15 protein-coding genes are annotated in these 24,215 nt (G+C 57.0%); 12 read left to right on the plus strand and 3 right to left on the minus strand.

The genetic code is table 11. The features are described 5' to 3' along the window. Positions 1-198: 198 nt before the first annotated feature. The 9 genes from bcsR (at position 199) to M2406_RS22505 (ending at position 16,325) form a co-directional block, all read left to right on the plus strand. A complete protein-coding gene (gene bcsR / locus M2406_RS22465; RefSeq protein WP_017891243.1) occupies positions 199-390 on the plus strand; it encodes a cellulose biosynthesis protein BcsR in 192 nt (63 codons plus the stop codon). Positions 391-393: 3 nt separating this feature from the next. Continuing rightward, a complete protein-coding gene (gene bcsQ / locus M2406_RS22470) occupies positions 394-1,131 on the plus strand; it encodes a cellulose biosynthesis protein BcsQ (protein WP_012004619.1) in 738 nt (245 codons plus the stop codon). Continuing rightward, entirely contained in the window at positions 1,128-3,731 is a 2,604-nt protein-coding gene (gene bcsA / locus M2406_RS22475; RefSeq protein ID WP_135345178.1) for a UDP-forming cellulose synthase catalytic subunit, read from the plus strand. Before bcsQ ends, bcsA begins: the two co-directional genes overlap by 4 nt. 55 nt (positions 3,732-3,786) lie before the next feature. After that, positions 3,787-6,096 (plus strand): cellulose biosynthesis cyclic di-GMP-binding regulatory protein BcsB, encoded by a 2,310-nt coding sequence (gene bcsB, locus M2406_RS22480; RefSeq protein WP_017891246.1) that lies wholly within the window; start codon positions 3,787-3,789, stop codon positions 6,094-6,096. Positions 6,097-6,101: 5 nt separating this feature from the next. Further along, entirely contained in the window at positions 6,102-7,214 is a 1,113-nt protein-coding gene (bcsZ, locus tag M2406_RS22485; RefSeq protein ID WP_135344762.1) for a cellulose synthase complex periplasmic endoglucanase BcsZ, read from the plus strand. Beyond that, positions 7,196-10,669, plus strand: a complete 3,474-nt coding sequence (gene bcsC, locus M2406_RS22490; protein ID WP_259191423.1) for a cellulose synthase complex outer membrane protein BcsC — start codon at positions 7,196-7,198, stop codon at positions 10,667-10,669. Before bcsZ ends, bcsC begins: the two co-directional genes overlap by 19 nt. Before the next feature lie 290 nt (positions 10,670-10,959). After that, the gene (gene hmsP, locus M2406_RS22495; RefSeq protein WP_012004624.1) at positions 10,960-12,966 is read left to right on the plus strand and encodes a biofilm formation regulator HmsP; all 2,007 of its coding nucleotides are present in this window, start codon (positions 10,960-10,962) and stop codon (positions 12,964-12,966) included. A 293-nt stretch (positions 12,967-13,259) separates the two neighbouring features. Further along, entirely contained in the window at positions 13,260-14,549 is a 1,290-nt protein-coding gene (locus M2406_RS22500) for a dicarboxylate/amino acid:cation symporter (RefSeq protein ID WP_017891250.1), read from the plus strand. Positions 14,550-14,831: 282 nt separating this feature from the next. Next, positions 14,832-16,325, plus strand: coding sequence for a pitrilysin family protein (locus tag M2406_RS22505; RefSeq protein WP_017891251.1), 1,494 nt, complete (start codon positions 14,832-14,834; stop codon positions 16,323-16,325). A gap of 27 nt (positions 16,326-16,352) precedes the next feature. Here M2406_RS22505 and ppiC read toward each other — a convergent pair whose 3' ends face one another. Beyond that, entirely contained in the window at positions 16,353-16,634 is a 282-nt protein-coding gene (gene ppiC / locus M2406_RS22510; RefSeq protein ID WP_017891252.1) for a peptidylprolyl isomerase PpiC, read from the minus strand. 109 nt (positions 16,635-16,743) lie between these two features. On the opposite strand from ppiC, the gene rep reads away from it, so the two are divergent. Then, on the plus strand, positions 16,744-18,768 hold the full coding sequence (gene rep, locus M2406_RS22515; protein ID WP_259191425.1) for a DNA helicase Rep: 2,025 nt from the start codon (positions 16,744-16,746) through the stop codon (positions 18,766-18,768). A 182-nt stretch (positions 18,769-18,950) separates the two neighbouring features. On the opposite strand, the gene ppx is transcribed toward rep, so the two are convergent. Both ppx and rhlB read right to left on the minus strand, forming a co-directional pair. Then, entirely contained in the window at positions 18,951-20,447 is a 1,497-nt protein-coding gene (ppx, locus tag M2406_RS22520) for an exopolyphosphatase (RefSeq protein WP_017891253.1), read from the minus strand. 6 nt (positions 20,448-20,453) lie between these two features. Further along, positions 20,454-21,740 carry an ATP-dependent RNA helicase RhlB gene (gene rhlB / locus M2406_RS22525; RefSeq protein WP_012004630.1) on the minus strand — a complete coding sequence of 429 codons (1,287 nt, stop codon included), beginning with the start codon at positions 21,738-21,740 and terminating at the stop codon, positions 20,454-20,456. 117 nt (positions 21,741-21,857) lie between these two features. Here rhlB and trxA point away from each other — a divergent pair, with 117 nt between their 5' ends. Further along, the gene (trxA, locus tag M2406_RS22530) at positions 21,858-22,184 is read left to right on the plus strand and encodes a thioredoxin TrxA (RefSeq protein ID WP_012004631.1); all 327 of its coding nucleotides are present in this window, start codon (positions 21,858-21,860) and stop codon (positions 22,182-22,184) included. A gap of 578 nt (positions 22,185-22,762) precedes the next feature. Next, positions 22,763-24,022, plus strand: coding sequence for a transcription termination factor Rho (rho, locus tag M2406_RS22535; RefSeq protein ID WP_004950874.1), 1,260 nt, complete (start codon positions 22,763-22,765; stop codon positions 24,020-24,022). Positions 24,023-24,215: the final 193 nt, after the last annotated feature.

Below are 24,215 nucleotides of genomic sequence, written 5' to 3' on the forward strand. Positions count from 1 at the left end.
AGGTTATGTTTCTACTTTCGTTGAAAGTGTCGTCGTGGCCAACTGAGCATTGCTATTCAGTCATATTATCATTGGGATCAATAATAACAAATCTTACATTCTGTGTAATAATATCTGTTAGGAATCATCTTATTGGCCATGTCTTTTTATTACGTTGCTATAGTTAATTAACATTAGCCTATTTTTAAAGGCGGCAGAATGAATAATCAATTAACGCGCTTTCATGCAGTAGTACCGCCAGAAACACAGGATGATCTGCTGGCCCTCAGTCATGCATTTTCCTTACCCAAATTAAGTTATATCGATATTTCGCGTCAGGAGCGTTTAACGCAGATGATGACTCGCTGGCCGCTGCTGGCCGAACTGGTGCAGAACACGGGGAGCCACTAATTTATGCCAGTGATTGCGCTGCAGGGTTTGCGAGGCGGGATGGGCGCAACGTCGGTCACCGCGGCGCTTGCGTGGGCATTACAGCAATTGGGCGAGTCGGTGCTGGCCGTCGATTTCGCGCCGGATAACCTGCTGCGTCTGCATTTTAATACGCCGTTTGAGCTGCCACGCGGCTGGGCCAGGGCGGAGCAGGACGGCGGAGAATGGCAGCAGGGCGCGATGCGCTACTGCGAAAACCTCGACTTTCTGCCCTTTGGTCAGCTCACCGCGGCAGAACGGTTAAATTTACAACAATATTGCCGGCAACATCCCACCCGCTGGCAGGAGAATCTGGCGCAGCTAAGCGCCAGTGCGCAGTACAACTGGATCCTGCTGGACTTGCCGGCGGATGACCCCCTGTTGGCCGCGCAGGCACTGCCGTTGGCTGACTGCGTATTTATGCTGATCGCCCCGGACGCTAACTGCCAGGTGCGGTTGCATCAACAGGCGTTACCGGAAGGCTGCCGTTTCCTGATTAACCACTATTTCGCTGCCAGCCAGCTCCAGCAGGATTTGCATCAGCTATGGCTGCAAACCCTGGGCGGGCTGTTGCCGGTGGTTATCCACCGTGATGAGGCGATGGCCGAGGCGCTGGCGGTAAAGCAGCCGCTGGGCGAGTATCGACCGGAAAGCCTGGCCGCAGATGAAGTGCTGACGCTGGCCAACTGGTGTCTGATCAACCTGAAGGATACGGCGCCATGAGCCGGGTGATGAGCCTGCTGCTGGTGCCGCCGGTCCAACAGGCGGTGCAGACGCGTTATCGCGCCTATCGTCGCCATGGCTCATCGGCCTTTACCGCCTTTTTCACTACGCTGCTGGTGGCGTTGGGCTGGATTTTTCTGCGCTTTGAATCGCCGGGCTGGCAACGGCTGCGGGCGGGTCGTGCCTATTGGTTCCCGCATCTGTCGTCTAGCCGCCCGCGGCCGGCGGATGTGCTGCGTTATCTGGTGCAGGGATTGTGGCTGTTGGTGTTCCGTACCGATCGCGAGCCGATGGACCATCAGCGTTTCGCCGGTTGGCAGCGCCTGCAATTGCGCTACGCCAACTGGCTGAAAACTATCCCGCAACGGCTGGAAAATGCCGGGCTGGAGCAGCGCTCGGTAGCACGGCTGAGCCGGATGAACCAGCGAGTGCGCCGCGTGCTGTTTATTATTGTCGGCGTATTGGCGGCGATCCTGGCGATCCTGTGTATTTCGCAGCCGTTCGACCTGCCTGCGCAGTTTGTGTTTGTGCTGTTGCTGTGGGGCATCGCCATGGTGGTGCGCCGGGTACCGGGCCGCCTGCCGGCGCTGATGCTGATCGTGCTGTCGCTGACCGTGTCCTGTCGCTACCTGTGGTGGCGCTATACCGCCACGCTGAACTGGGACGATCCGCTCAGTCTGACCTGCGGTCTGCTGTTACTAGTGGCGGAAACCTATGCCTGGGTGGTGCTGGTGCTGGGCTATTTCCAGACCGTCTGGCCGCTTAACCGTCAGCCGGTACCGATGCCTGCCGACAGCGCGACCTGGCCGACCATCGATCTGCTGGTGCCAACCTACAACGAAGATCTGGGGGTAGTGAAGCCCACTATCTACGCCGCGCTGGGCATCGACTGGCCAAAAGAGAAGGTCACCATTTACATTCTCGACGACGGCAACCGGCCTGAATTCAAGGCCTTCGCCGAAGAGGTGGGGGTGAAATATATTGCCAGGCCAACCCATGAACACGCCAAGGCCGGTAACATCAATAACGCACTGAAACAGGCGACCGGTGAGTTTGTGGCGATTTTCGACTGTGACCACGTGCCGACGCGCTCTTTCCTGCAATTGACCATGGGCTGGTTCTTCAAAGACAAAAAACTGGCGATGCTGCAGACCCCGCATCACTTCTTCTCGCCGGATCCGTTTGAACGCAACCTCGGGCGTTTCCGCCAGACACCGAACGAAGGCACGCTGTTTTATGGCCTGGTGCAGGACGGCAACGACATGTGGGACGCGACCTTCTTCTGCGGCTCCTGCGCTATCTTGCGGCGCAGTGCGCTGGATGAAATCGGCGGCATTGCGGTGGAAACCGTTACCGAAGACGCCCATACCTCGCTGCGTTTGCACCGGCGCGGGCACACCTCTGCCTATATCCGTATCCCGCAGGCGGCGGGGCTGGCGACCGAAAGCCTGTCGGCGCACATTGGCCAGCGTATTCGCTGGGCGCGGGGCATGGTGCAGATCTTCCGGCTGGATAACCCGTTGTTCGGCAAGGGGCTGAAACTGGCGCAGCGGTTGTGTTACGCCAACGCCATGCTGCACTTCCTTTCCGGTATTCCGCGGCTGATCTTCCTCACCGCGCCTTTGGCTTTCCTGCTGCTGCACGCCTATATCATCTTTGCTCCGGCGCTGGCGATCGCGCTGTACGTGCTGCCGCATATGATCCACGCCAGCCTGACCAACTCGCGTATTCAGGGCAAATACCGCCACTCTTTCTGGAGCGAGATCTACGAGACAGTGCTGGCCTGGTACATCGCCCGGCCGACCACGGTGGCGCTGTTCAATCCGCACAAGGGTAAATTCAACGTGACCGCCAAAGGCGGGCTGGTTGAGGAGGAGCATGTCGACTGGGTGATTACCCGGCCCTATATGTTCCTGGTGATATTGAATCTGGCCGGGCTGTTCTTCGGCGTCTGGCGTCTGGGCTACGGCCCGGCGGATGAAGTGATGACGGTGATCATCAGCCTGGTGTGGGTCTTGTACAACATGACCATCCTCGGCGGCGCGGTGGCGGTGGCGGTAGAGGCCAAGCAAGTTCGCCAGGCGCACCGGGTGGAGATTGCCATGCCGGCCGCCATTGCTCGTGCCGACGGCCATCTGTTCCCCTGCACGCTGCGCGATTACTCCGACGGCGGGGTGGGGATTGAAATGCGCGTGGCGGACGCGCTGAAAGACGGTGACAAGGCGTCGTTGTTGCTCAAACGCGGTCAGCAGGAATACAGCTTCCCGTGCGTGGTCACGCGCGCCTTCGGCAGCAAGGTGGGCATCCGCATGGTAGGCCTTAGCACCCGTGAACATATTGATTTTATTCAGTGCACCTTTGCCCGCGCCGATACCTGGGCGTTGTGGCAGGACGGGTTCCCTGAAGATAAACCGATCGAAAGCCTGCGCGACGTTCTGGCGCTGGGCTTCCGGGGTTATATACGTATGGCGGATTACGCACCGCCGATGGTGCGCCGCCTGCTGGTTGGAACCACGACGCTGATTGGCTGGATAGTGTCATTTATCCCGCACGGCGTCGGCAGGGCTCCGGCCTTCAGCCAAAAAGAGACAGTGGTATAGGCAAACCGCCCGCTTACTCGCCTGGCCCCCAGGCTCTAACATTGATGATGATACGATGACGAGAAAAATAACCTGGTTTACCGCCCTGGCCTTAGGCATCAGCACCCTGTCTCAGGCTGAAACTGCCACCGCGCCGACCGTTGCCGCACAACCGCCGCTGGCGGTGCCAGCCGACGCAGCGGTTACGACACCCATGGGATCGGTCGCGCCGCAGGATCCGAATGCGCCGGTGCGTGACGTGCAATTGCCGTTTGCCAAGATTGCGCCGCCGCCGGGCACCTTTACCCTGCGTGGCACCCGGCCGGATGGCCAGGTTGAATTCGGTGTGCGCAGCGATGAAGTGGTGTCGCAGGCGATGCTCGACCTGGAATTCACCCCGTCACCTTCGCTGATCCCGGTGGAGTCGCACGTCAAGGTGTACCTCAATGACGAACTGATGGGCGTGACCACTCTCGCCAAAGAGCAGCTCGGCAAACCCAATCGTATCCAGATGGCGATCGATCCGCGCTATATCACCGATTTTAACCGTGTGCGGTTGGTGTTCGTTGGTCATTACCAGAACATTTGTGAAAACCCGGCCAGCACCACGCTGTGGCTCGAAGTCAGCAAATCCAGTTCGTTGAATCTACGCTACCAAACCCTGCCGGTGAAAAACGAGCTTTCGCATTTCCCGGAGCCGTTCTTCGACAGTCGCGACAACCGGCCGCTGACCTTGCCAATGGTGTTTGCCGGCCAGCCGGATATCACCCAGCAGCGGGCTGCGGGCATTCTGGCCTCGTGGTTCGGCAGCAAAGCGCAGTGGCGCGGCCAGTCGTTCCCGACGCTGTATAACAAGCTGCCGGAGCAGCATGCCATCGTTTTTGCCACCAACAAGCAGCGCCCGGACTTCTTGCGCGATTATCCGCCGGTCAACGGCCCGACGGTGGAGATGATCAGCCATCCGGATAATCCGTACATCAAGCTGCTGCTGGTGCAGGGCCGTGACGACAACGACCTGATCACCGCCGTGAAAGGCATTGCGCAGGGTAACATCCTGTTCCGTGGCCAGAATGTTACGGTGGACAAGGTCGAACAACTGGCGCCGCGCCAGCCGTATGACGCGCCTAACTGGGTGCGTACCGACAGGCCAATGACCTTTGCCGAGCTGCAGCAGTATGCTGAACAACTGCAGACCAGCGGCATCGAGCCTGGCCCGATCTCGCTGACCATGAATCTGCCGCCGGACCTGTTCCTGATCCGCAGTACCGGCATTGATATGCATCTGAAATATCGCTACACCGCGCCGCGCATTCAGGACGGCTCGCGCCTGAGCGTTAGCCTGAACAACCAGTTTGTGCAGGCCTATTCGCTGGTGCCGGAGCATGAGCAGGGCGCTCAACTGTTACGTTTGCCACTGACCCAGGGGCTGATCGACTCGGACAAGAGCGTCAATATCCCGGCGCTGCGGCTGGGAGCCACCAACCAACTGCGTTTCGACTTTGACTACACCACCCTGCTCGCCAGCGGTGCCGAAGGACGCTGTGAAACCTATTCCTTCACCGCCAACCATGCGGTGATCGACGGTTCATCGACCATTGATTTCTCCGGTTACCGCCACTTTATGGCGATGCCGGATCTGCGTGCCTTTGCCAATGCCGGTTTCCCTTTCAGCCGTCTGGCCGATCTTTCGCAGACCCTGGTGTTGGTGAACAAGCAGCCACAGCCATCGCAGGTCAGCGCATTGCTGAACGCGATGGGCGTTATCGGCGCTCAGACCGGTTATCCGGCGCTGGCGGTGACGGTGAGTGACGACTGGTCGCAGGCCAAGGAACGCGATGCCGATATTCTGATGATCGGCACTATTCCGCCGGAACTGCGGGACGACAAAAAAATCAACCTGCTGGTGGATGCCACCCAGAGCTGGGTGAAGCAGCCGACGCGGCAGTTGCCGCTGCCGACCATGGACGTGCTGGCGGAGGATACCAAGGCGGACAGCAAAACCACCATCAGTTCAGAAGGGGCCATGTCGGCGATTGTTGGCGTGCAGTCACCGTTTAACGATCAGCGCAGCATTGTGGCATTGCTGGCCGACAGCCCGCGTGGCTACGACCTGCTGAACAATGCACTGCTGGACAGTGGCAAGCGTGCGGCGGTGTTTGGTTCGGTGGCGGTGATCCGGGAATCCGGGGTGAACAGCCTGCGCGTGGGCGACGTTTATTACGTCGGTCACCTGCCGTGGTGGGAGCGTATCTGGCATGCGCTGTCGACTCACCCGGTGTTGCTGGCAGTGATTGCGGTCGTGGTGGTGGTGATCCTGGCGCTGTTGTTGTGGCGTGGTTTGAAAGCCTTCAGCCGTCGTCGCCTGTCGCCTGAAGATCGGGACTAATCGCTATGCCTGCGGCATTGAAGCGTCTGACCTTCGGCATGTTGCTACTGTGCTCATTCAGCGCGGTAGCCACCTGCGAGTGGCCGGCCTGGCAACAGTACAAACAGTTTTATATCAGCGAGCAGGGGCGGGTGATCGACCCGAGTAGCCCGAATCGAATCACAACCTCGGAAGGCCAGAGTTATGGCCTGTTCTTCGCGCTGGTGGCCAACGATCGACCTGCTTTCGACCAACTGCTGACGTGGACGGAAAATAATCTGGCGGCGGGCGATCTCAGCGCCCATTTGCCGGCCTGGCTATGGGGTGAGGACGATAAAAAGCAGTGGACGGTGCTGGACAGTAATTCGGCCTCCGATTCCGATCTGTGGATTGCCTATAACCTGCTGGAGGCGGGGCGCCTGTGGAAAAGCCGTCGCTATCAAACTCTCGGTACTCTGCTGTTGCAGCGGATTGCCCGTGAAGAAGTGGCTGATATTCCCGGTCTGGGGCTGATGTTGTTACCGGGTAAGGTGGGGTTTGTGGCGGAAGATCGCTGGCGGCTCAACCCAAGCTACCTGCCGCCGCAACTGTTGGCGCGTTTTGCCGCGTTGAACGGCCCATGGCGTGCGATGCAGCAAACCAATCAACGGCTATGGCTGGAGACGGCCCCTCACGGCTTCTTGCCGGACTGGGTGGTGTGGCAGGTGGGCAAAGGCTGGCAACCGGACACCGTCAAGCCGAACATCGGCAGCTACGACGCCATCCGGGCCTATTTGTGGGCCGGTATGCTGGCGGACGACGATCAACACAAGGCGGCGCTGCTCAAGCAGTTGCAACCTATGGCACAGCTCACCGTTCAACAGGGCGTGCCGCCGGAGAAAACCGACACCGCCAGCGGCAAAACCACGGGTAACGGCCCGGTGGGTTTTTCTGCCTCGATGTTGCCGATGCTGGCCAATCAACCCGAGGCGTTACAGGTACAACGCCAGCGCATTAAGCAAAACCCGCCGGGCGACAACGCCTATTTCAGCGCCTCGCTGGCGCTGTTTGGCCAGGGATGGGATCAACAACGTTATCGTTTTAATCGGCAGGGTGAACTTCAACCCTCCTGGGGCGGCCAATGCGTAACTTCCGAATAAACTGGCTGGGTCTGGTGCCTTTAAGTCTGGCAATGCTACCGCAGGCGCAGGGGGCAGAAACCGTCGCGCCGGAACAGTGGCTGCTGGAGCAGGTACGGGTTGGCGAGGCCGGCAACAAAGATGAGCTGGTTCGCCAATCGCTCTACCGGCTTGAACTGATGGATCCGAACAACCCGGAGGTGATTTCAGCGCGTATGCGCCTGGCGTTACGCCAGGGGAATCAGGCATTGGCGCAACAGCAGTTGGATAAGCTGAAAAAGATTGCGCCGCAGTCCAGCGCCTATCGCCAGGCGGAAATGAATATGCTGCTGACCCAACCGGAAACCCGCCAAAAGTTGCAGCAGGCGCGGCTGATGGCGACCGCCGGTCGTTTGCCGGAGGCCAAGGCGCAGTATGACGCTCTGTTCCATGGGGATCCGCCGACGCTTGAGCTGGCGGTGGAATACTGGCGGCTGGTGGCTCGGCTGCCCGGGCAGGAAGCGGCGGCGCTGAAACAACTGCAGACGTTGGATCAGCAATATTCCGGCAACGTGCCGCTGCGCATGTCGCTGGCGCGGATGCTGTTTAGTCAGGATCGCGATGCTCAGGCCTATGATTTACTGCAGAAAGTGGCCGCGGACCCGGCCGGTCGCGGGGATGCCGCCGATCTGTGGCTGGATAAAGTGAAAGCCATGCCGGTCAGCCCGCAAAGCGTGGCGGCTCTGAACCGTTTTCTCGGGGTATTTGAGACCGGCGATCAGGCGGTCAGCGCCCGGCAGGAGCTGGCCCGGCAGCAGGCGTTGTTGTCCGACCCGGCCTATCTGGCGCGGGTACGCGGGCTGGCGCAGGTCGACAAGGGCGGCAGCCGTGCCGCCATTCCAGAACTGAAGAAAGCGCTGGCGGCTTCTCCCAATGACGCCGAAGTGCTGGGCGCGCTCGGGCAGGCTTATTCCCGCGCAGGTAACCGTCCGCAAGCGTTGAGCCTGTTCCGCCAGGCGTTGCAGGCCGATAAAAGCGGCTATGGCAGCAGTAAATGGCAGAGTTTGATCAAGAGCAACAGCTATTGGCTGGCGGTCGACGAAGGTGACAAGGCGTTGAAAGCCGGCAATTTGGCGCTGGCGCAGCAAAAATACCAACAGGCGCGGCAGTTCGACAACACCGACAGCAGTGCGGTGATCGGCCTGGGTGACGTTGCGGTGGCGCGTAAAGATGACGCCGCCGCCGAGCGTTTTTATCAGCAGGCGCTACGGCTGGATCCGGGCAGCGGCAGTGCGGTGCGCGGTCTGGTGAATATCTATCAGCGTCAGTCGCCGGAAAAGGCGCTGGCCTATCTCAACAGTCTGCCGCGCAGCCAGCAAAACAAACTGCGCAGTACGCTCGAAGGTTTGCAGCTCGATATGCTCAAGCAGCAGGCCGAGCAGTTGGCACAGCAAAAGCAGTGGCATCAGGCGGCGGAAAAATATCGCCGCGCCCAGCAGATGGACCCCGATGACGTCTGGTTGACCTACCACTACGCGCAAACGCTGCGTCAGGCCGGACAGCCAGAGCAGGCGGATGTCCTGTTCAGTCGGCTGGCGCAAAAACAGCGCGGCAACCCGCAACTGGCCTATGCCTATGCGCTGTATCTCTCCGGCAGCGATCGCGACCAGCAGGCGCTGGCGCAGTTGAATACTTTGCCCAGCGCGCAGTGGAACGACAATATGCGCGAACTGGCGCAGCGACTGAAAATGCAGGCGACGCTGGAACATGCCGAGCGGCTGCGTGCCGCAGGTGACGAGCCGGGTGCAGTGGCTTACCTGCGCCGACAGCCGGCGGACACCCGAATCGATCTCCAGTTGGCCGATTGGGCGCTGGCACGCGGTGACTATGACGCCGCACTGGCCGACTATCAGCGGGTACGGACGCGCGAGCCGAATAACCCGGATGCGCGACTGGGCGAAATCGAGGCCTATGTGGCGCAGGGCAAGCTGAACGAGGCACGCCAGCGGCTGCAAACCAAAGCGCCGGAGCCAACCCCCTCAGGCAACAGCGAGCGACGGGAGGCTAATGCCTGGTATGCCGTTGGCGAACCGCAAAAAGCCACCGATATCTTTACCCGGCTAAAAACCGCGGCCCAATCAGAGCCGGCAAGCCAGTCGAAGGCGTTGATTTACCGCGATGCGGCCCGGCTCGAGCGCGACCAACTCCAACCGGCGTTGGCGCAACAGGATTATAAACAGGCGATGGTGGCCAGCGGCATTACGCCGAGCGTGCCGCAGGATAACGACAGTTACACCTATCTGACACGCAACAACCCGAGCGACGACTGGCTCAAGCGGGGTATTCGCTCGGACGCGGCAGATTTGTACCGTCAGCAGGACGTTAACGTCACGCTCGATCACGATTACTGGGGTTCGAGCGGCACCGGCGGTATCTCCGATTACAAAGCGCACGACACCATGCTGCAGGTGGACATGCCGTTGTACGACGGGCGGGCATTTTTCCGTTCCGATACCGTGCAGTTGGATGCCGGCAGTTTCTCTACCGACGGCAGCGGTAAATATTACGAGACCTTTGGCACCTGTAATACCCAGGGGTGTAGCGGCGACGAGCATCAGAAAGCCACCGGCACCAGCGTGGCGGTTGGCTGGAAGAACGATCGCTGGGCGGGGGATATCGGTACCACGCCGATGGGCTTCGACGTGGTCGACTGGGTCGGCGGGCTGGCCTACAGCAGTGACTGGAACCACATTGGCTGGACGCTGGCGGCATCGCGGCGGCCGATTTCCAGCTCATTGCTGGCGTTTGGCGGCACCAAAGACCCGAACACCGGCACCACCTGGGGCGGCGTGCGCGCCACAGGGGTCAGCCTGAGCGGCAGCTACGATCGCGGCGAGGCGCATGGCGTCTGGGCCGATCTCAGCGCGCATCAGTTGACCGGTAAAAACGTTGAGGATAACCAACGTGAACGCTTTATGGCCGGTTATTATTACAAGCTGATCAATGAAGATAACCGCCGCGTCACCGTCGGGTTGAACACCATGCTGTGGCACTATCAGAAGGATTTGAGTGGTTATTCTCTCGGCCAGGGCGGCTATTACAGCCCGCAGCAATATATGTCGCTGGCGGTGCCGGTCAATTATCGTCAGCGAACCGAGAACTGGTCATGGGAGCTGGGTGGGTCGGTGTCGTTGTCCCATTCGAAAACCAACAGTCAGCAACGTTATCCGCTGCAAGGGCTGATCCCGGACTCGCTGCCGGACAAGTTTGCGGTAGAAGACGGCAGTTCCTCTTCCGGTGTCGGTTATACCCTGCGGGCCATTGTCGAGCGACGCCTCAGCTCGCACTGGACGCTGGGTGCCGGGCTTGATATCCAGCAGGCGAAGGACTATACGCCAAGCCACGCGTTAATCTATCTGCGTTATTCGATGGCCGGTTGGCAAGGCGACCTGGATTTACCGCCGCAGCCGCTGACGCCATACGCCGATTTCAAGTAACCCAACTCAGGTAGATTCAGAGTGTCGGCACAGGGTAGTTTTGCTACCCTGTGTGAGTTTGGTCTATAGCCTGAGATACCCGGGCCTGGCGCACCGAGGGGCGCTATCACTAATAACCGGCTTTATAAGCCGCGTTTCATTAGGAAAATACTGAAACCCGCGGTTTTCTTGGTTTTGTCCTGGGTATGGCAAGATAAAAACAGCAGACAATCGAGTATACTCAGACCGGTCCGAGGGATGGGTATTATTCATCCCTTTTTTATTTCAGCCCGAATTAGCGGAGAGCAGGTTTGCGGGTCAGGCGTTCATTAACGATTAAACAGATGGCAACGGTTTCCGGCGTAGCGCTGGTGACAATCTGCATCTTTATCGTGATCCAGTTATTCCATTTTGTGCAGCAGCGCAGGGATGACTATGCCCAGCAACTGGAAAATATTGCTCATTCCGTACGTCAGCCGCTGGCGGAGGCCGTGCTGCGCATGGACGTGCCGGAAACCAAGCGGGTGCTGAACACCCTGCTGCCGGTCGGCATTCTGAGCCGGGCGGATATCGTACTGCCGAACGAATTCCAGGCATTACACGCCAATTTTCCGCCGGAACGCCCGGTACCGACGCTGATTGCTCGCCTGTTCGAGCTGCCAATCCAGATTTCCGTTCCGCTCTATTCGCTGGAGCGCGTGCCGGCCAACCCGCAGCCATTGGCTTATCTGGTGCTGCAGGCCGATTCGTTCCGCATGTACCAGTTCATTCTCAGCATGTTGTCGACCATGTTATCGACCTATTTGCTGCTGGCGCTGATCCTGTCGGTCTCCATTAGCTGGTGTATGAACCGGCTGATGGTGCATCCGCTGCGGGCGATGGCCAAAGAGCTGGAAAATATTTCCCAGGAAGAGGCGCCATACCATCAACTGATGCTGCCGGCGTTACACCAGGACGACGAACTGGGGCTGCTGGTGCGCAACTACAACCGCAATCAGCAGCGGCTGGCCAAAGCCTATGCCGAAATGAGCCGCATGAGCACCCATCATCCGGTCACCGAGCTGCCAAATCAGGCGCTGTTCACCGCCCTGCTGGAGCAGCATATTGCCTCCAGCCTGCGGCCCGAGCGTTTTAACTTGCTGGTGATCAGCATTGAAACCCTGCATGAGGCCTCCGGCGTGCTCAATCCGGCAATGCGAGAAGTGCTGCTGTTGACGCTGGTGAAGAAGCTGCGTGAGTGCATCGATGAAAACGGCGTGCTGGCGCAGCTAAGCAAAACCGAGTTTGCCATTTTGGCCAAAGGCGTCGAGCGTCCGTTCCACGCCATGCAACTGGCGCGTCGTATCATGGCGCAGATTAATGCGCCGCTGAGCCTGCAGGAGATGCCGTTGCGACCCAGCGCCAGCATCGGTATCGCCCATTATCTTAATCCGGGGGAAAGCGCGGAGCAGCTACTGCGCAGTGCCACCTCGGCGATGATGTCGGCGCACCGCGAAGGCAAAAATCAGGTGCTGTTCTTCGAACCCAGCCTGACGGAACGCACTCAAAAGCGTTTGACGCAGGAAAGTGAAATTCTGCATGCCATCGAGCAGCGTCGTTTCACCCTGTTTTTGCAGCCGCAGGTCGATATGCAGTCCAACTCGGTGATCGGCGCCGAGGCCTTGCTGCGCTGGCAGCAGTACGACGGCAGCTTTACCCTGCCGGCAGACGTTATTCCATTAGCCGAAGAACTGGGCGTGATTGTGCCGCTCGGCAACTGGGTGCTGGAAGAGGCTTGCCTGATCCTGGCCGATTGGCAGGCCCGTGGCATTACGCTGCCGCTGGCGGTCAATGTCTCCCCAATCCAGATGAAGCATGAAGATTTTATTCCACACCTGAAGAGCCTGCTGGCGCAGTATCAGATTGATCCGCGCAAGCTGTTGCTGGAAATTACCGAAACGGTGCGTATTGACGATCTCGATCGTGCGTTGGCGCTGTTGCGGGAGTTACACGATTTGGGGCTTTCCATCGCGCTGGATGACTTCGGCATGGGATATTCCAGCCTTAATTACCTCAACCGATTGAAATGCCTGCCGATCGATTTGATTAAAATCGACAAGAGCTTTATTCAGGGCCTGCCGACGGACGACGCTATGGTGCGTATTGTCAGTTCGATTTCTGAGGTGCTGGCGCTGCCGGTGATGGCCGAAGGCGTCGAAAATGCCGAGCAGCGTGACTGGCTGTTGCAGCAGGGTATTCATAGCGGCCAGGGCTTTTTGTTTGCACGTCCGTTACCGCGCAGTGAGTTTGAAGCCGAGTTCTGCCGGCCTCCGGCCTGATCCCCCTTTTGCCTTTCGCCATGGGTGACAGCCACGTCGCCCAATAATCCCGTCCGAAAATCGCCAGTGTTACCTACCTCTTTCGCGTTAGTGCAAACAATGGGTTACGCAATTTACAGCCTTGCATTTGGGCTGGCGCGTTTCAGCTCTTAAATTCGTATCAACATGTATCTATTGGTGCAACAAATTATTTCCATGTTGTTAGGTGGGTGTTATTTTCCGCGCAAGCGATGAACAGGCGAGATAACTAGACTACCGCCTGGTGCGTGTCTTCCCCCCCAAAGGATGTTCATATGAAACTCACTATCTTTAAGAGCCTCTATTTTCAGGTGCTGACAGCGATTACGCTGGGTGTCCTGCTTGGCCATTTCTACCCTGACATTGGCGCGCAGATGAAACCTCTGGGCGATGGATTCGTCAAACTGATTAAAATGATCATCGCTCCGGTGATCTTCTGTACCGTGGTGACCGGTATCGCGGGCATGGAGAGCATGAAGGCCGTAGGCCGCACCGGTGCGATTGCACTGCTCTATTTTGAAATTGTCAGCACCATTGCGCTGCTGATTGGTTTGCTGATCGTCAACCTGGTACAACCGGGTGCCGGGATGAACATCGACCCTGGCACGCTGGATGCCAAGGCGGTGGCGGTTTACGCCGAACAGGCCCAGCAGCAGGGCATTGTCCCGTTCCTGCTGGACATCATCCCCGGCAGCGTGATCGGTGCTTTCGCCAGCGGCAATATTCTGCAGGTGCTGCTGTTTGCCGTGCTGTTCGGTTTTGCCCTGCATCGCCTGGGCGATAAGGGCCAACTGATCTTTAATGTGATTGAAAGCTTCTCCCGCGTGATCTTCGGCATCATCAATATGATTATGCGCCTGGCGCCGTTGGGTGCCTTTGGGGCAATGGCGTTCACCATAGGCAAGTACGGCGTGGGCTCGCTGCTGCAGCTCGGTCAGCTGATCGCCTGCTTCTATCTCACCTGCGTTCTGTTCGTGGTGGTGGTGCTGGGCTCGATTGCCCGCGCCAACGGCTTTAGCATTTTCAAGTTCGTTCGCTATATCAAAGAAGAGTTGTTGATCGTGCTCGGGACCTCTTCTTCCGAGTCGGTACTGCCACGCATGCTCGACAAGATGGAAAAGCTGGGCTGCAAAAAATCGGTGGTGGGCCTGGTTATTCCGACCGGCTATTCCTTTAACCTGGATGGCACCTCAATCTACCTGACCATGGCCGCGGTGTTTATCGCGCAGGCGACCAACACCCATATGGATGTTATCCATCAGGTCACGCTGCTGGTGGTGCTGTTGCTGTCCTCTAAAGGGGCTGCAGGGGTGACCGGCAGTGGCTTTATCGTGCTGGCCGCCACCATTTCCGCCGTCGGTCATCTGCCGCTGGCCGGTCTGGCGCTGATTCTGGGCATTGACCGCTTTATGTCCGAAGCCCGTGCGCTGACCAACCTGGTCGGTAACGGTGTGGCCACGGTGGTGGTGGCAAAATGGTGTAAACAGCTGGATGAAAAGCAGCTGCATGACACCCTGTCCAACAAGCCTGGCTCAGGAGCCGATAAAACACTGCCTTCGGCCTGATTTTATCCTCAAATCACCGGTTGCCACGGCAATCGGTGATGTTTTATCCCCCCGCGTAATGATTTCTTGCATTAAAAATACGGTTATCCATTATTTTTCACACTAATGAGTGACATCCGCAAAGGCGCGCGGTCTAACTCGATGGTACACTTTCTGCTTTCCGCCCCACTGTGAAACTCAGGGCGTTTTGTTTGTAGGCTGTTGGTCGCAGCCTAATATTCCGGTAAATGGAATATCCGCATTTGCATAAAGAAATTGGATAGTCATTAAGTAGGGGTTCACATGCAGGGCACCAGAATTCATCTCATAGCAGGTGGGCTGCTGTTGGCTGCAGCCAACAGCAGCGTGCAGGCTGAAGCACTACAACCCGACCCTGCCTGGCAGCAGGGGGCGTTGGCCAACGGGTTTTCATGGCAGATATTAGACACACCGCAGCGGCCGAGCGATCGCGTCGAACTACGGTTGATGGTTAACACTGGCTCTTTAGTGGAGTCTTCACAGCAGATTGGCTTCGCCCATCTGTTGCCGCGCCTGTCGTTGGCGCGCAGCGAAAGCTTTACGCCACCGCAGTTGCGTTCACTGTGGCAACAAAGCGTAGACAGCGACCGCCCACTGCCGCCGGCCATCAGTTCTTATGACTTCACCATTTATAATCTCAGTTTGCCGAATAACCGCCCAGACCTGCTGAAAGAAGCGCTGACGTGGCTTTCCGATACCACCGGCAAGCTGGCGATCGACGAACATACGGTGCATGCGGTGGTCAACTCCAGCATCGATCCGGTTGGCACTTTCCCACCGAATCCCAAAGATGCCTGGTGGCGCTATCGCCTGAAAGGCTCGACGATGCTGGCACACGATCCGGCCCAGCCACCCAAGCGACCGGTGAATGTTGATCAACTGAAGAAATTCTACCAGCAGTGGTACACCCCGGACGCGATGACGCTGTACGTGGTGGGCAAGGTAGACAGCCGTAGCCTGAGTGAGCAAATCAACAAAGCCTTCTCGCCGCTGCAAGGCAAGCGTGAAACGCCGGCCCTGATGCCAACGCTGACGTCCCTGCCACCGCAGCCGGTCAGCCTGATCAGCGAGCAGGTGAAACAGGATACGCTGTCGATCATGTGGGATGCGCCCTGGCATCCGATCCGTGACTCGCAAAATCTGAGCCGCTATTGGCGCGGGGATATGGCTCGCGAAGCGTTGTTCTGGCATCTCCAGCAGGTGCTGGACAAGAGTGACCAGAAAAACCTGCATCTGGGCTTCGATTGCCGGGTGCAATACCAACGCGCCCAATGTGCCATCCATCTGGACACGCCAAACAACAACCTGAACAACAGCCTGGGCTTTATCGCCCGCGAGTTGGCTAACGTGCGTAATAACGGTTTGTCGCAAGACGAGTTTAACGCCCTGCTGGCGCAGAAAAACGATCAGCTCAGCAAACTGTTTGCCACCTATGCCCGCACCGATACGGACGTGTTGATGAGCCAGCGCCTGCGTTCGCAACAGAGTGGCGTAGTGGATATCGCGCCGGAGCAGTATCAAAAGCTGCGCCAGGAGTTCCTGAGCGGATTGACGCTGGAAGCGTTGAATCAGGAGCTGAAACTTCAGCTTTCGCAAGATGCGACCCTGGTGTTGATGCAGCCGAAAGGCGAGCCAGAGATGAGCATGAAGCAGTTACAGGAAACCTATAACGGCATTATGTCCCCGGCACCTGCCGTGGTATCGGAAGAAGTTAAACCTACCGATACCGCTCCAGCGCCGGAGACCAGCGCACAGTAAGAATAGAGGGGGCGCTTGCCCCCTCAATCAGCTGCGATACAGCACTTTGATGATGTGGTAGCCGAACTGGGTTTTGACCGGGCCGTAGGGCTTGAGCAGCGGAATGCTGAACACCGCTTTATCGAAGGCGGCCACCATGGTGCCCTTGTTGAACTCGCCCAAAGAGCCGCCATTGCGTTTTGATGGGCAAGTTGAGTATTTGCGCGCCAGGGTGTCGAAACTGACGCCGCGTTTAAGCTTGGCCAGCAGTTCATCGGCCAGTTTTTCGTTATCTACCAGAATGTGCAGGGCGCACGCCGTCTTTGCCATGGTATTGCCTTTATCGATACAGAAATTGCGCTGATTATACCCGTTAAATCTCATCGACGCTTTCTGCTACAATCCCCTCCTACGTTATAAAGTCGAGCAATAAAGCGCCATGCGATTAAATCCCAGCCAACAACAAGCCGTCGAATTCGTTACCGGGCCCTGCCTGGTGCTGGCCGGTGCCGGTTCCGGCAAGACGCGCGTCATCACCAACAAAATCGCTCACCTGATCCACAACTGTGGTTATCAGGCGCGGCACATCGCCGCCGTGACCTTTACCAATAAGGCGGCGCGTGAGATGAAAGAGCGTGTGGCGCAAACCATGGGGCGCAAAGAAGCACGCGGACTGATGATTTCCACTTTCCACACGCTGGGGCTGGAAATCATCAAACGTGAATATGTCGCGCTGGGGATGAAGTCCAACTTCTCACTTTTCGACGATCAGGATCAGCTGGCGCTGTTGAAAGAACTGACCGAGAAATGGCTGGAGAATGACAAGACGCTGGTAGCGCAGCTGATTTCCACCATCTCCAACTGGAAGAATGATCTGGTCGATCCCCAGAAGGCAATAGAGCTGGCGCGTTCAGAACGCGACAAGCTGTTCGCGCATTGCTACGGCCTGTATCACGCGCATATGCGTGCCTGTAACGTACTGGATTTTGACGATTTAATCCTGCTGCCGACTCTGCTGCTGCAGCGCAATGAAGAAGTGCGCGAACGCTGGCAGAACCGTATTCGTTATCTGTTGGTGGATGAATATCAGGACACCAACACCAGTCAGTACGAACTGGTGAAACTGCTGGTGGGTAACCGCGCGCGTTTCACCGTGGTGGGTGACGACGATCAGTCGATTTACTCCTGGCGTGGTGCGCGTCCACAGAACCTGGTGCTGTTGAAGGAAGACTTTCCGGCACTGCAGGTGATTAAGCTGGAGCAGAACTACCGCTCCAGCGAGCGTATCCTGAAGGCGGCGAATATCCTGATCGCCAATAACCCGCACGTGTTTGAAAAACGGCTGTTTTCCGAGCTGGGTTACGGCGAAGAGCTGAAGGTGGTGACCGCCAATAATGAGGATCATGAGGCCGAGCGCGTCGTGGGTGAGCTGATTGCTCATCACTTCGTGAAGAAAACCAACTACGGCGATTATGCGATCCTTTATCGCGGTAACCATCAGTCACGGCTGTTTGAAAAAATGCTGATGCAAAACCGCATCCCTTACAAAATTTCCGGTGGCACCTCGTTTTTCTCGCGGCCGGAAATCAAGGATCTGCTGGCCTACCTGCGTGTTCTGACTAACCAGGATGATGACAGCGCATTTCTGCGTATCGTTAACACGCCAAAGCGTGAGATTGGCCCGGCAACGCTGCAAAAGCTGGGTGAGTGGGCCAATCAACGTAACAAAAGCCTGTTCCGCGCCAGTTTCGATCTCGGCCTGAGCCAGCATCTGACCGGTCGTGGGTTAGAGTCGCTGCAACGCTTCACTCACTGGCTGGACGGGATTGCTCAGTTGGCGGAGCGTGAACCGATAGCCGCGGTGCGCGATCTGATCCGCGGCGTAGATTACGAAAGTTGGCTGTTTGAAACTTCACCCAGCCCGAAAGCCGCCGAAATGCGCATGAAAAACGTCAATACCCTGTTCGGCTGGATGACGGAAATGCTCGAAGGCAGCGAGCTGGACGAGCCAATGACGCTGACCCAGGTGGTAACGCGCTTTACCCTGCGCGACATGATGGAACGCGGCGAAAGCGACGAGGAACTGGATCAGGTTCAGTTGATGACGCTGCATGCTTCCAAAGGGCTGGAGTTCCCCTATGTCTTCCTGGTGGGGATGGAGGAGGGGTTATTGCCGCATCAGAGCAGCATTGACGAGGATAACGTCGATGAAGAGCGGCGTTTGGCCTATGTGGGGATCACTCGCGCCCAAAAAGAGCTGATTTTCACCCTGTGTCGCGAACGTCGCCAATATGGCGAACTGGTGCGGCCGGAACCCAGTCGTTTCTTGCTGGAGCTGCCGCAGGATGACCTGGCGTGGGAAAGTGAGCGTAAGGTGGTGAGCCCGCAAGAACGGATGCAAAAAGGGCAGAGCCATCTGGCGAATATTCGCGCCCAGTTGGCCAAGGCTAAAGGCGGAAGTTAAAATTAAGGGCGCTATTGGCGCCCTTCAGACTACTGACAAAGCCCGTTATTAGGGAGAGCGTGCCGAAGGGGTCGTAGCGGCTTGCCCGCCGGAGCGCCCCTCGGTGCGCTAGACCCGGGTCTCTCGGATTCAAAGACAACTTTGTCATCAAACTCAAGGGTGCTATTCGCGCCCTTGTCATATCAACGTTGTTCTTCCAGTATCAACGGCCAATGAACATAGCTTTGCCAATGACTTTCCTGATCCAGCGCCTCCGCCCGTAGCGGGTGCTGCTCCAGCCAACCTGGCGGCAGGATCACCGTCAGCTCATCATCATTATTGGCACGCAGGCGTACCGCCGGCAGCGTATCGTCGCGGCGACGGCTGGCGAAGATGATGGCCAGGCGTAAAATCCGGCATAAACGTTGCGCCGTACGCGGCGGCAGGGCGTTTTGCTGGCTCAGCAGTGGCAGATCGATAGTGTTGCTCTGGTTTTGCAGCAGGGTGGCCAGCAGTTTTTTCTGCGCCGGGGTGAAACCGGGTAAATCCAGATGGCGGATCAGGTAGGCTGCGTGTTGCGGCGCCTGTTTGAAATCAACGCTTAGGCCGATTTCGTGGATCAGACAGGCGCTGTGCAATAACTCGCGACATCGCGCATCCAATTGCCATTCATTGCTCACCTGCTGCGAGAAGTTGGCGGCCAGTTGGCTGACGCGCTCGGCTTGCTCGGTATCCAACAGATAACGTCGTTGCAGGTTGCGAATGGTACGGCTGCGGATGTCCTGTTCGACCGGCAGATGCAACATGCCGTAGACCAGTCCTTCGCGCAGTGCGCCGCCGGCCAGCATCATGCTTTCGATGCCCAGCTCCTGGAAAATCGCCAGCAGGATCGACAGCCCGCTTGGGAACACCAGAGCCCGCTCCAGCGTCAGCCCTTCAATTTCCAACTCTTCCAGCTTGCCGCACTGAATGGCGCGCTGTTTCAATTGGCGCAGTTTGGACAGGGTGATGCGTTCATCCATGCCCTGTGCCACCATGATTTCCTGCAGCGCCTGAACGGTGCCGGAAGCACCAACACAGACTTGCCAACCGTGCTGACGCAGCTGTGGCGCGATGGGACGCACCATTTCACGTGCAGCCTGTTCGGCCCGCTCGAAATTCTCCAGCCCCAGATTACGATCGCTGAAGAACCGCTCCAGCCAGGTGACACAACCCATCGACAGGCTGTACAGCTGAGCCGCCTGTGCGCCGGTACCGGTAACCAGCTCGGTGCTACCGCCGCCGATATCGACCACTAAACGCTGATCCGGGCCGCCGGTAGTATGGGCAACGCCGTGGTAGATCAGCCGTGCTTCTTCTTCACCGCTGATCACCTGGATCGGGCAGCCGAGAATTTGCTCTGCGGTTTGCAGAAACTCATCGGCATTGGACGCCAGACGCAGCGTAGCCGTGGCGACTACTCGGATCTGTGCGCGTGGAATGTCCTGCAGGCGTTCGGAGAACAACTTCAGGCATTGCCAGCCGCGCTGCATGGCTTCATGCGACAGGAGATTGTTTTGATCCAGCCCGGCAGCCAGACGCACCTTGCGCTTGATGCGCGCCAAAGTCTGAATACTGCCGGCCACCTCGCGCACCACCAACATGTGGAAGCTGTTGGAGCCAAGGTCGATAGCGGCATAAAGTGCGCTGGAACTGAGCATGGTCTATCAGCCTGAACGTTTACGGTTATTGCGTGGCGCACCGCCACGACGTGGCGCGGAGTTACGGCGTGGGCCGTTGCCGCCGCGTGGGCGTGCCAGGCGTTTCGGCGCAGGCAGGTCACTCAATAACGCATCACTGTTGTACTTGCTCACCGGAATGCTGTGACCGGTATAGGTTTCGATCGCCGGCAGGTTGAGCGCGTACTCTTCGCAAGCCAGGCTGATGGAATGACCGCTTTCGCCGGCACGGCCGGTACGACCGATACGGTGAACGTAGTCTTCGCAGTCGTCAGGCAAGTCGTAGTTGAAGACGTGGGTAACCAACGGAATATGCAGGCCGCGGGCAGCGACGTCGGTAGCGACCAGAATATCGAGGTTGCCCTTGGTGAAGTCATCGAGAATACGCAGGCGTTTTTTCTGCGCCACATCGCCGGTCAACAGGCCTACGCGGTGACCATCGGCAGCGAGATGGCCCCAAACGTCTTCACAGCGGTGCTTGGTGTTGGCGAAGATGATGCAGCGGTCAGGCCACTCTTCTTCGATCAACGTCTGCAGCAGACGCATTTTTTCTTCGTTGGACGGGTAGAACAATTCTTCTTTAATGCGGTGGCCGGTTTTCTGTTCCGGTTCCACTTCAACATATTCAGCGTTGTTCATCTGCTCGAAAGCCAGCTCGCGTACGCGATAGGAAAGGGTGGCAGAGAACAGCATGTTCAGGCGTTGATCGACCGCAGGCATGCGGCGGAACAACCAGCGAATGTCTTTGATAAAGCCCAGATCGTACATGCGGTCGGCTTCATCCAGCACCACAACCTGGATCGCGCCCAGATCGATATAGTTCTGTTTGGCGTAATCAATTAAACGACCGGTAGTTCCCACCAGGATATCCACGCCGCTTTCCAGCACTTTCAGCTGTTTGTCGTAGCCATCGCCGCCGTATGCCAGACCCATTTTCAGGCCTGTGGACTGGGACAGGGCTTCCGCATCGGAGTGGATCTGCACCGCGAGTTCACGCGTTGGCGCCATTATCAAGGCGCGCGGCTGGTTGATCTTGCGATCCTGTTTCGCCGGGTGAGAAAGCAAATAGTGAAAAGTAGACGTTAAAAATGCCAACGTCTTTCCGGTACCGGTTTGCGCCTGACCTGCAACGTCACGCCCAGAGAGCGTGAGCGGCAATGCTAACGCCTGGATAGGCGTGCAATGTTGAAACCCTTTCTTTTCAAGGGCTTCAAGGACTAACGGGTGCAGGGCGAAGTCGGAAAACTTCTGTTCGGTCAAGTGTGTTTTGCTCATAGTGTGGTAGAATATCAGCTAACTATTGCTTTACGAAAGCGTATCCGGTGAAATAAAGTCACCTTAGGTTGGTTAATGCTACACCAACAAGGTAGACACAATCCTTTGGAGTAGAACATGAGCGATAAAATTATTCACCTGACTGACGGCAGCTTCGACACCGACGTGCTGAAAGCTGAAGGGCCAATCCTGGTCGATTTCTGGGCTGAATGGTGTGGGCCGTGCAAGATGATTGCTCCGATTCTGGATGAGATTGCCGAAGAGTTCGAAGGCAAGCTGACCATCACCAAGCTGAATATCGACCAGAACCCGGCAACCGCACCCAAGTACGGTATCCGTGGTATCCCTACGCTGTTGCTGTTCAAGAACGGTGAAGTGGCCGCGACCAAGGTTGGTGCGCTGTCCAAAGGTCAGCTCAAAGATTTCCTTAACGCGAATCTGTAATCGGGCGGGAAGCCCTATGCCCAATGGATGTGATGCGGCGGCTAAAAACGCTGCCGCGTGAGAGACAACGGGGATATACAGGCGTCTGGCGGGGATGTTCAATTCACCGCTAGACGCCTGCCCAGAAGCGTGTTAAGTTTAACCATACTGCATATAGAACTTGCCCGAAGTTTTAAATCTAAAGAGTCTAAATCTAAAGCTTTACTCTGTGTTGAACCGCTGGCGTTGAAAGAAAAAATGAACTCAGCCCGCGTTTTAGCAATCAAAAGGTTTTGCAAAATCAATTTTAAGGTACCTTCGATCTTAAACCGTCATTGCGCGCGTCCTCTGTAAGCCATTTCTTACCGTGACGGCTCAGCGCCCGGTGATCGAACGTCCAGTAAACAGGCACGAATATCCAATGGATTTCAAGGCGTGGCCAGTCGGCAACCGAAAGCGTCTCCGCAGCTTAGTTCGCTAAGTTTTGGGATGAACAAGGGAAGCCAATGCAACCACCAGAAAGCCGGAAGAGATATCCCGCTGCCATACCATTCACGATGTAAGTTCGAGACATACCCCGAGTTTAAGAACCCACCACTATGAATCTTACCGAATTAAAGAATACGCCGGTTTCTGAGCTGATTACTCTCGGCGAAAATATGGGGCTGGAAAACCTTGCCCGCATGCGCAAGCAGGACATTATCTTCTCTATCCTTAAGCAACATGCGAAAAGTGGAGAAGATATCTTCGGCGATGGCGTGTTGGAGATATTGCAGGATGGATTTGGTTTCCTCCGTTCTGGAGACAGTTCCTACCTTGCAGGCCCCGACGACATCTACGTATCCCCTAGCCAAATCCGCCGTTTTAACCTCCGTACAGGTGACTCCGTTTCCGGTAAGATTCGTCCGCCAAAAGAAGGCGAGCGCTACTTTGCCCTGTTGAAAGTTAACGAAGTTAACTACGACAAACCGGAAAACGCCCGTAGCAAGATCCTGTTCGAAAACCTGACCCCACTGCATGCCAACTCCCGTTTGCGGATGGAACGCGGCAACGGCTCAACCGAAGACCTGACAGCACGCGTGCTGGACCTGGCTTCGCCGATTGGTCGTGGTCAGCGTGGTCTGATTGTTGCTCCGCCAAAAGCCGGTAAAACCATGCTGCTGCAGAACATTGCGCAGAGCATCGCTTACAACCACCCAGACTGCGTGCTGATGGTCCTGCTGATCGACGAACGTCCGGAAGAAGTGACCGAGATGCAGCGTCTGGTGAAGGGTGAAGTTATCGCTTCTACCTTTGACGAGCCGGCATCTCGCCACGTTCAGGTTGCAGAAATGGTGATTGAGAAGGCCAAGCGTCTGGTTGAGCACAAGAAAGACGTGATCATCCTGCTTGACTCCATCACTCGTCTGGCGCGTGCCTACAACACCGTGGTACCGGCTTCCGGTAAAGTGTTGACCGGTGGTGTGGATGCCAATGCCCTGCATCGTCCCAAGCGTTTCTTCGGTGCGGCACGTAACGTTGAGGAAGGCGGCAGCCTGACCATCATCGCTACCGCGCTGGTCGATACCGGGTCGAAAATGGACGAAGTTATCTACGAAGAGTTTAAAGGTACCGGCAACATGGAATTGCATCTGGCGCGTAAAATCGCCGAGAAGCGCGTATTCCCTGCTATCGATTACAACCGCTCTGGTACCCGTAAAGAAGAATTACTCACCACCTCTGAAGAACTGCAGAAAATGTGGATCCTGCGTAAAATCATTCACCCAATGGGTGAGATTGATGCGATGGAATTCCTCATTAACAAGTTGGCCATGACCAAGACCAACGATGAATTCTTCGATATGATGAAGCGCTCATAATGACGATGCGCTCATAATTGAGTAAATATTCCAAGAACGCCACGCCTAGTCGTGGCGTTTTTTGCTTTTGGAAGATACGATAAGTAACAGAAATGGAAACGTAAGTTATTTTCGTGACTTACTGAGAATTCATCTTATTTGCGGTCGGCGTTTCGTCGTTCGCGCATTGTTACTGCCGAAACAGCGGGCAAAC

The organism is Serratia sp. BIGb0163 (assembly GCF_024809935.1).
In the GTDB taxonomy this organism is placed as follows: Bacteria; Pseudomonadota; Gammaproteobacteria; order Enterobacterales; family Enterobacteriaceae; genus Serratia; species Serratia quinivorans.

Bases quoted from the DNA above. Each gene is read 5' to 3' on its own strand.
- bcsR (WP_017891243.1), top strand. From the start codon at position 199: ATGAATAATCAATTAACGCGCTTTCATGCAGTAGTACCGCCAGAAACA.
- bcsQ (WP_012004619.1), top strand. From the start codon at position 394: ATGCCAGTGATTGCGCTGCAGGGTTTGCGAGGCGGGATGGGCGCAACG.
- bcsA (WP_135345178.1), top strand. From the start codon at position 1,128: ATGAGCCGGGTGATGAGCCTGCTGCTGGTGCCGCCGGTCCAACAGGCG.
- bcsB (WP_017891246.1), top strand. From the start codon at position 3,787: ATGACGAGAAAAATAACCTGGTTTACCGCCCTGGCCTTAGGCATCAGC.
- bcsZ (WP_135344762.1), top strand. From the start codon at position 6,102: ATGCCTGCGGCATTGAAGCGTCTGACCTTCGGCATGTTGCTACTGTGC.
- bcsC (WP_259191423.1), top strand. From the start codon at position 7,196: ATGCGTAACTTCCGAATAAACTGGCTGGGTCTGGTGCCTTTAAGTCTG.
- M2406_RS22500 (WP_017891250.1), top strand. From the start codon at position 13,260: ATGAAACTCACTATCTTTAAGAGCCTCTATTTTCAGGTGCTGACAGCG.
- M2406_RS22505 (WP_017891251.1), top strand. From the start codon at position 14,832: ATGCAGGGCACCAGAATTCATCTCATAGCAGGTGGGCTGCTGTTGGCT.
- ppiC (WP_017891252.1), bottom strand. From the start codon at position 16,634: ATGGCAAAGACGGCGTGCGCCCTGCACATTCTGGTAGATAACGAAAAA.
- rep (WP_259191425.1), top strand. From the start codon at position 16,744: ATGCGATTAAATCCCAGCCAACAACAAGCCGTCGAATTCGTTACCGGG.
- ppx (WP_017891253.1), bottom strand. From the start codon at position 20,447: ATGCTCAGTTCCAGCGCACTTTATGCCGCTATCGACCTTGGCTCCAAC.
- rhlB (WP_012004630.1), bottom strand. From the start codon at position 21,740: ATGAGCAAAACACACTTGACCGAACAGAAGTTTTCCGACTTCGCCCTG.
- trxA (WP_012004631.1), top strand. From the start codon at position 21,858: ATGAGCGATAAAATTATTCACCTGACTGACGGCAGCTTCGACACCGAC.
- rho (WP_004950874.1), top strand. From the start codon at position 22,763: ATGAATCTTACCGAATTAAAGAATACGCCGGTTTCTGAGCTGATTACT.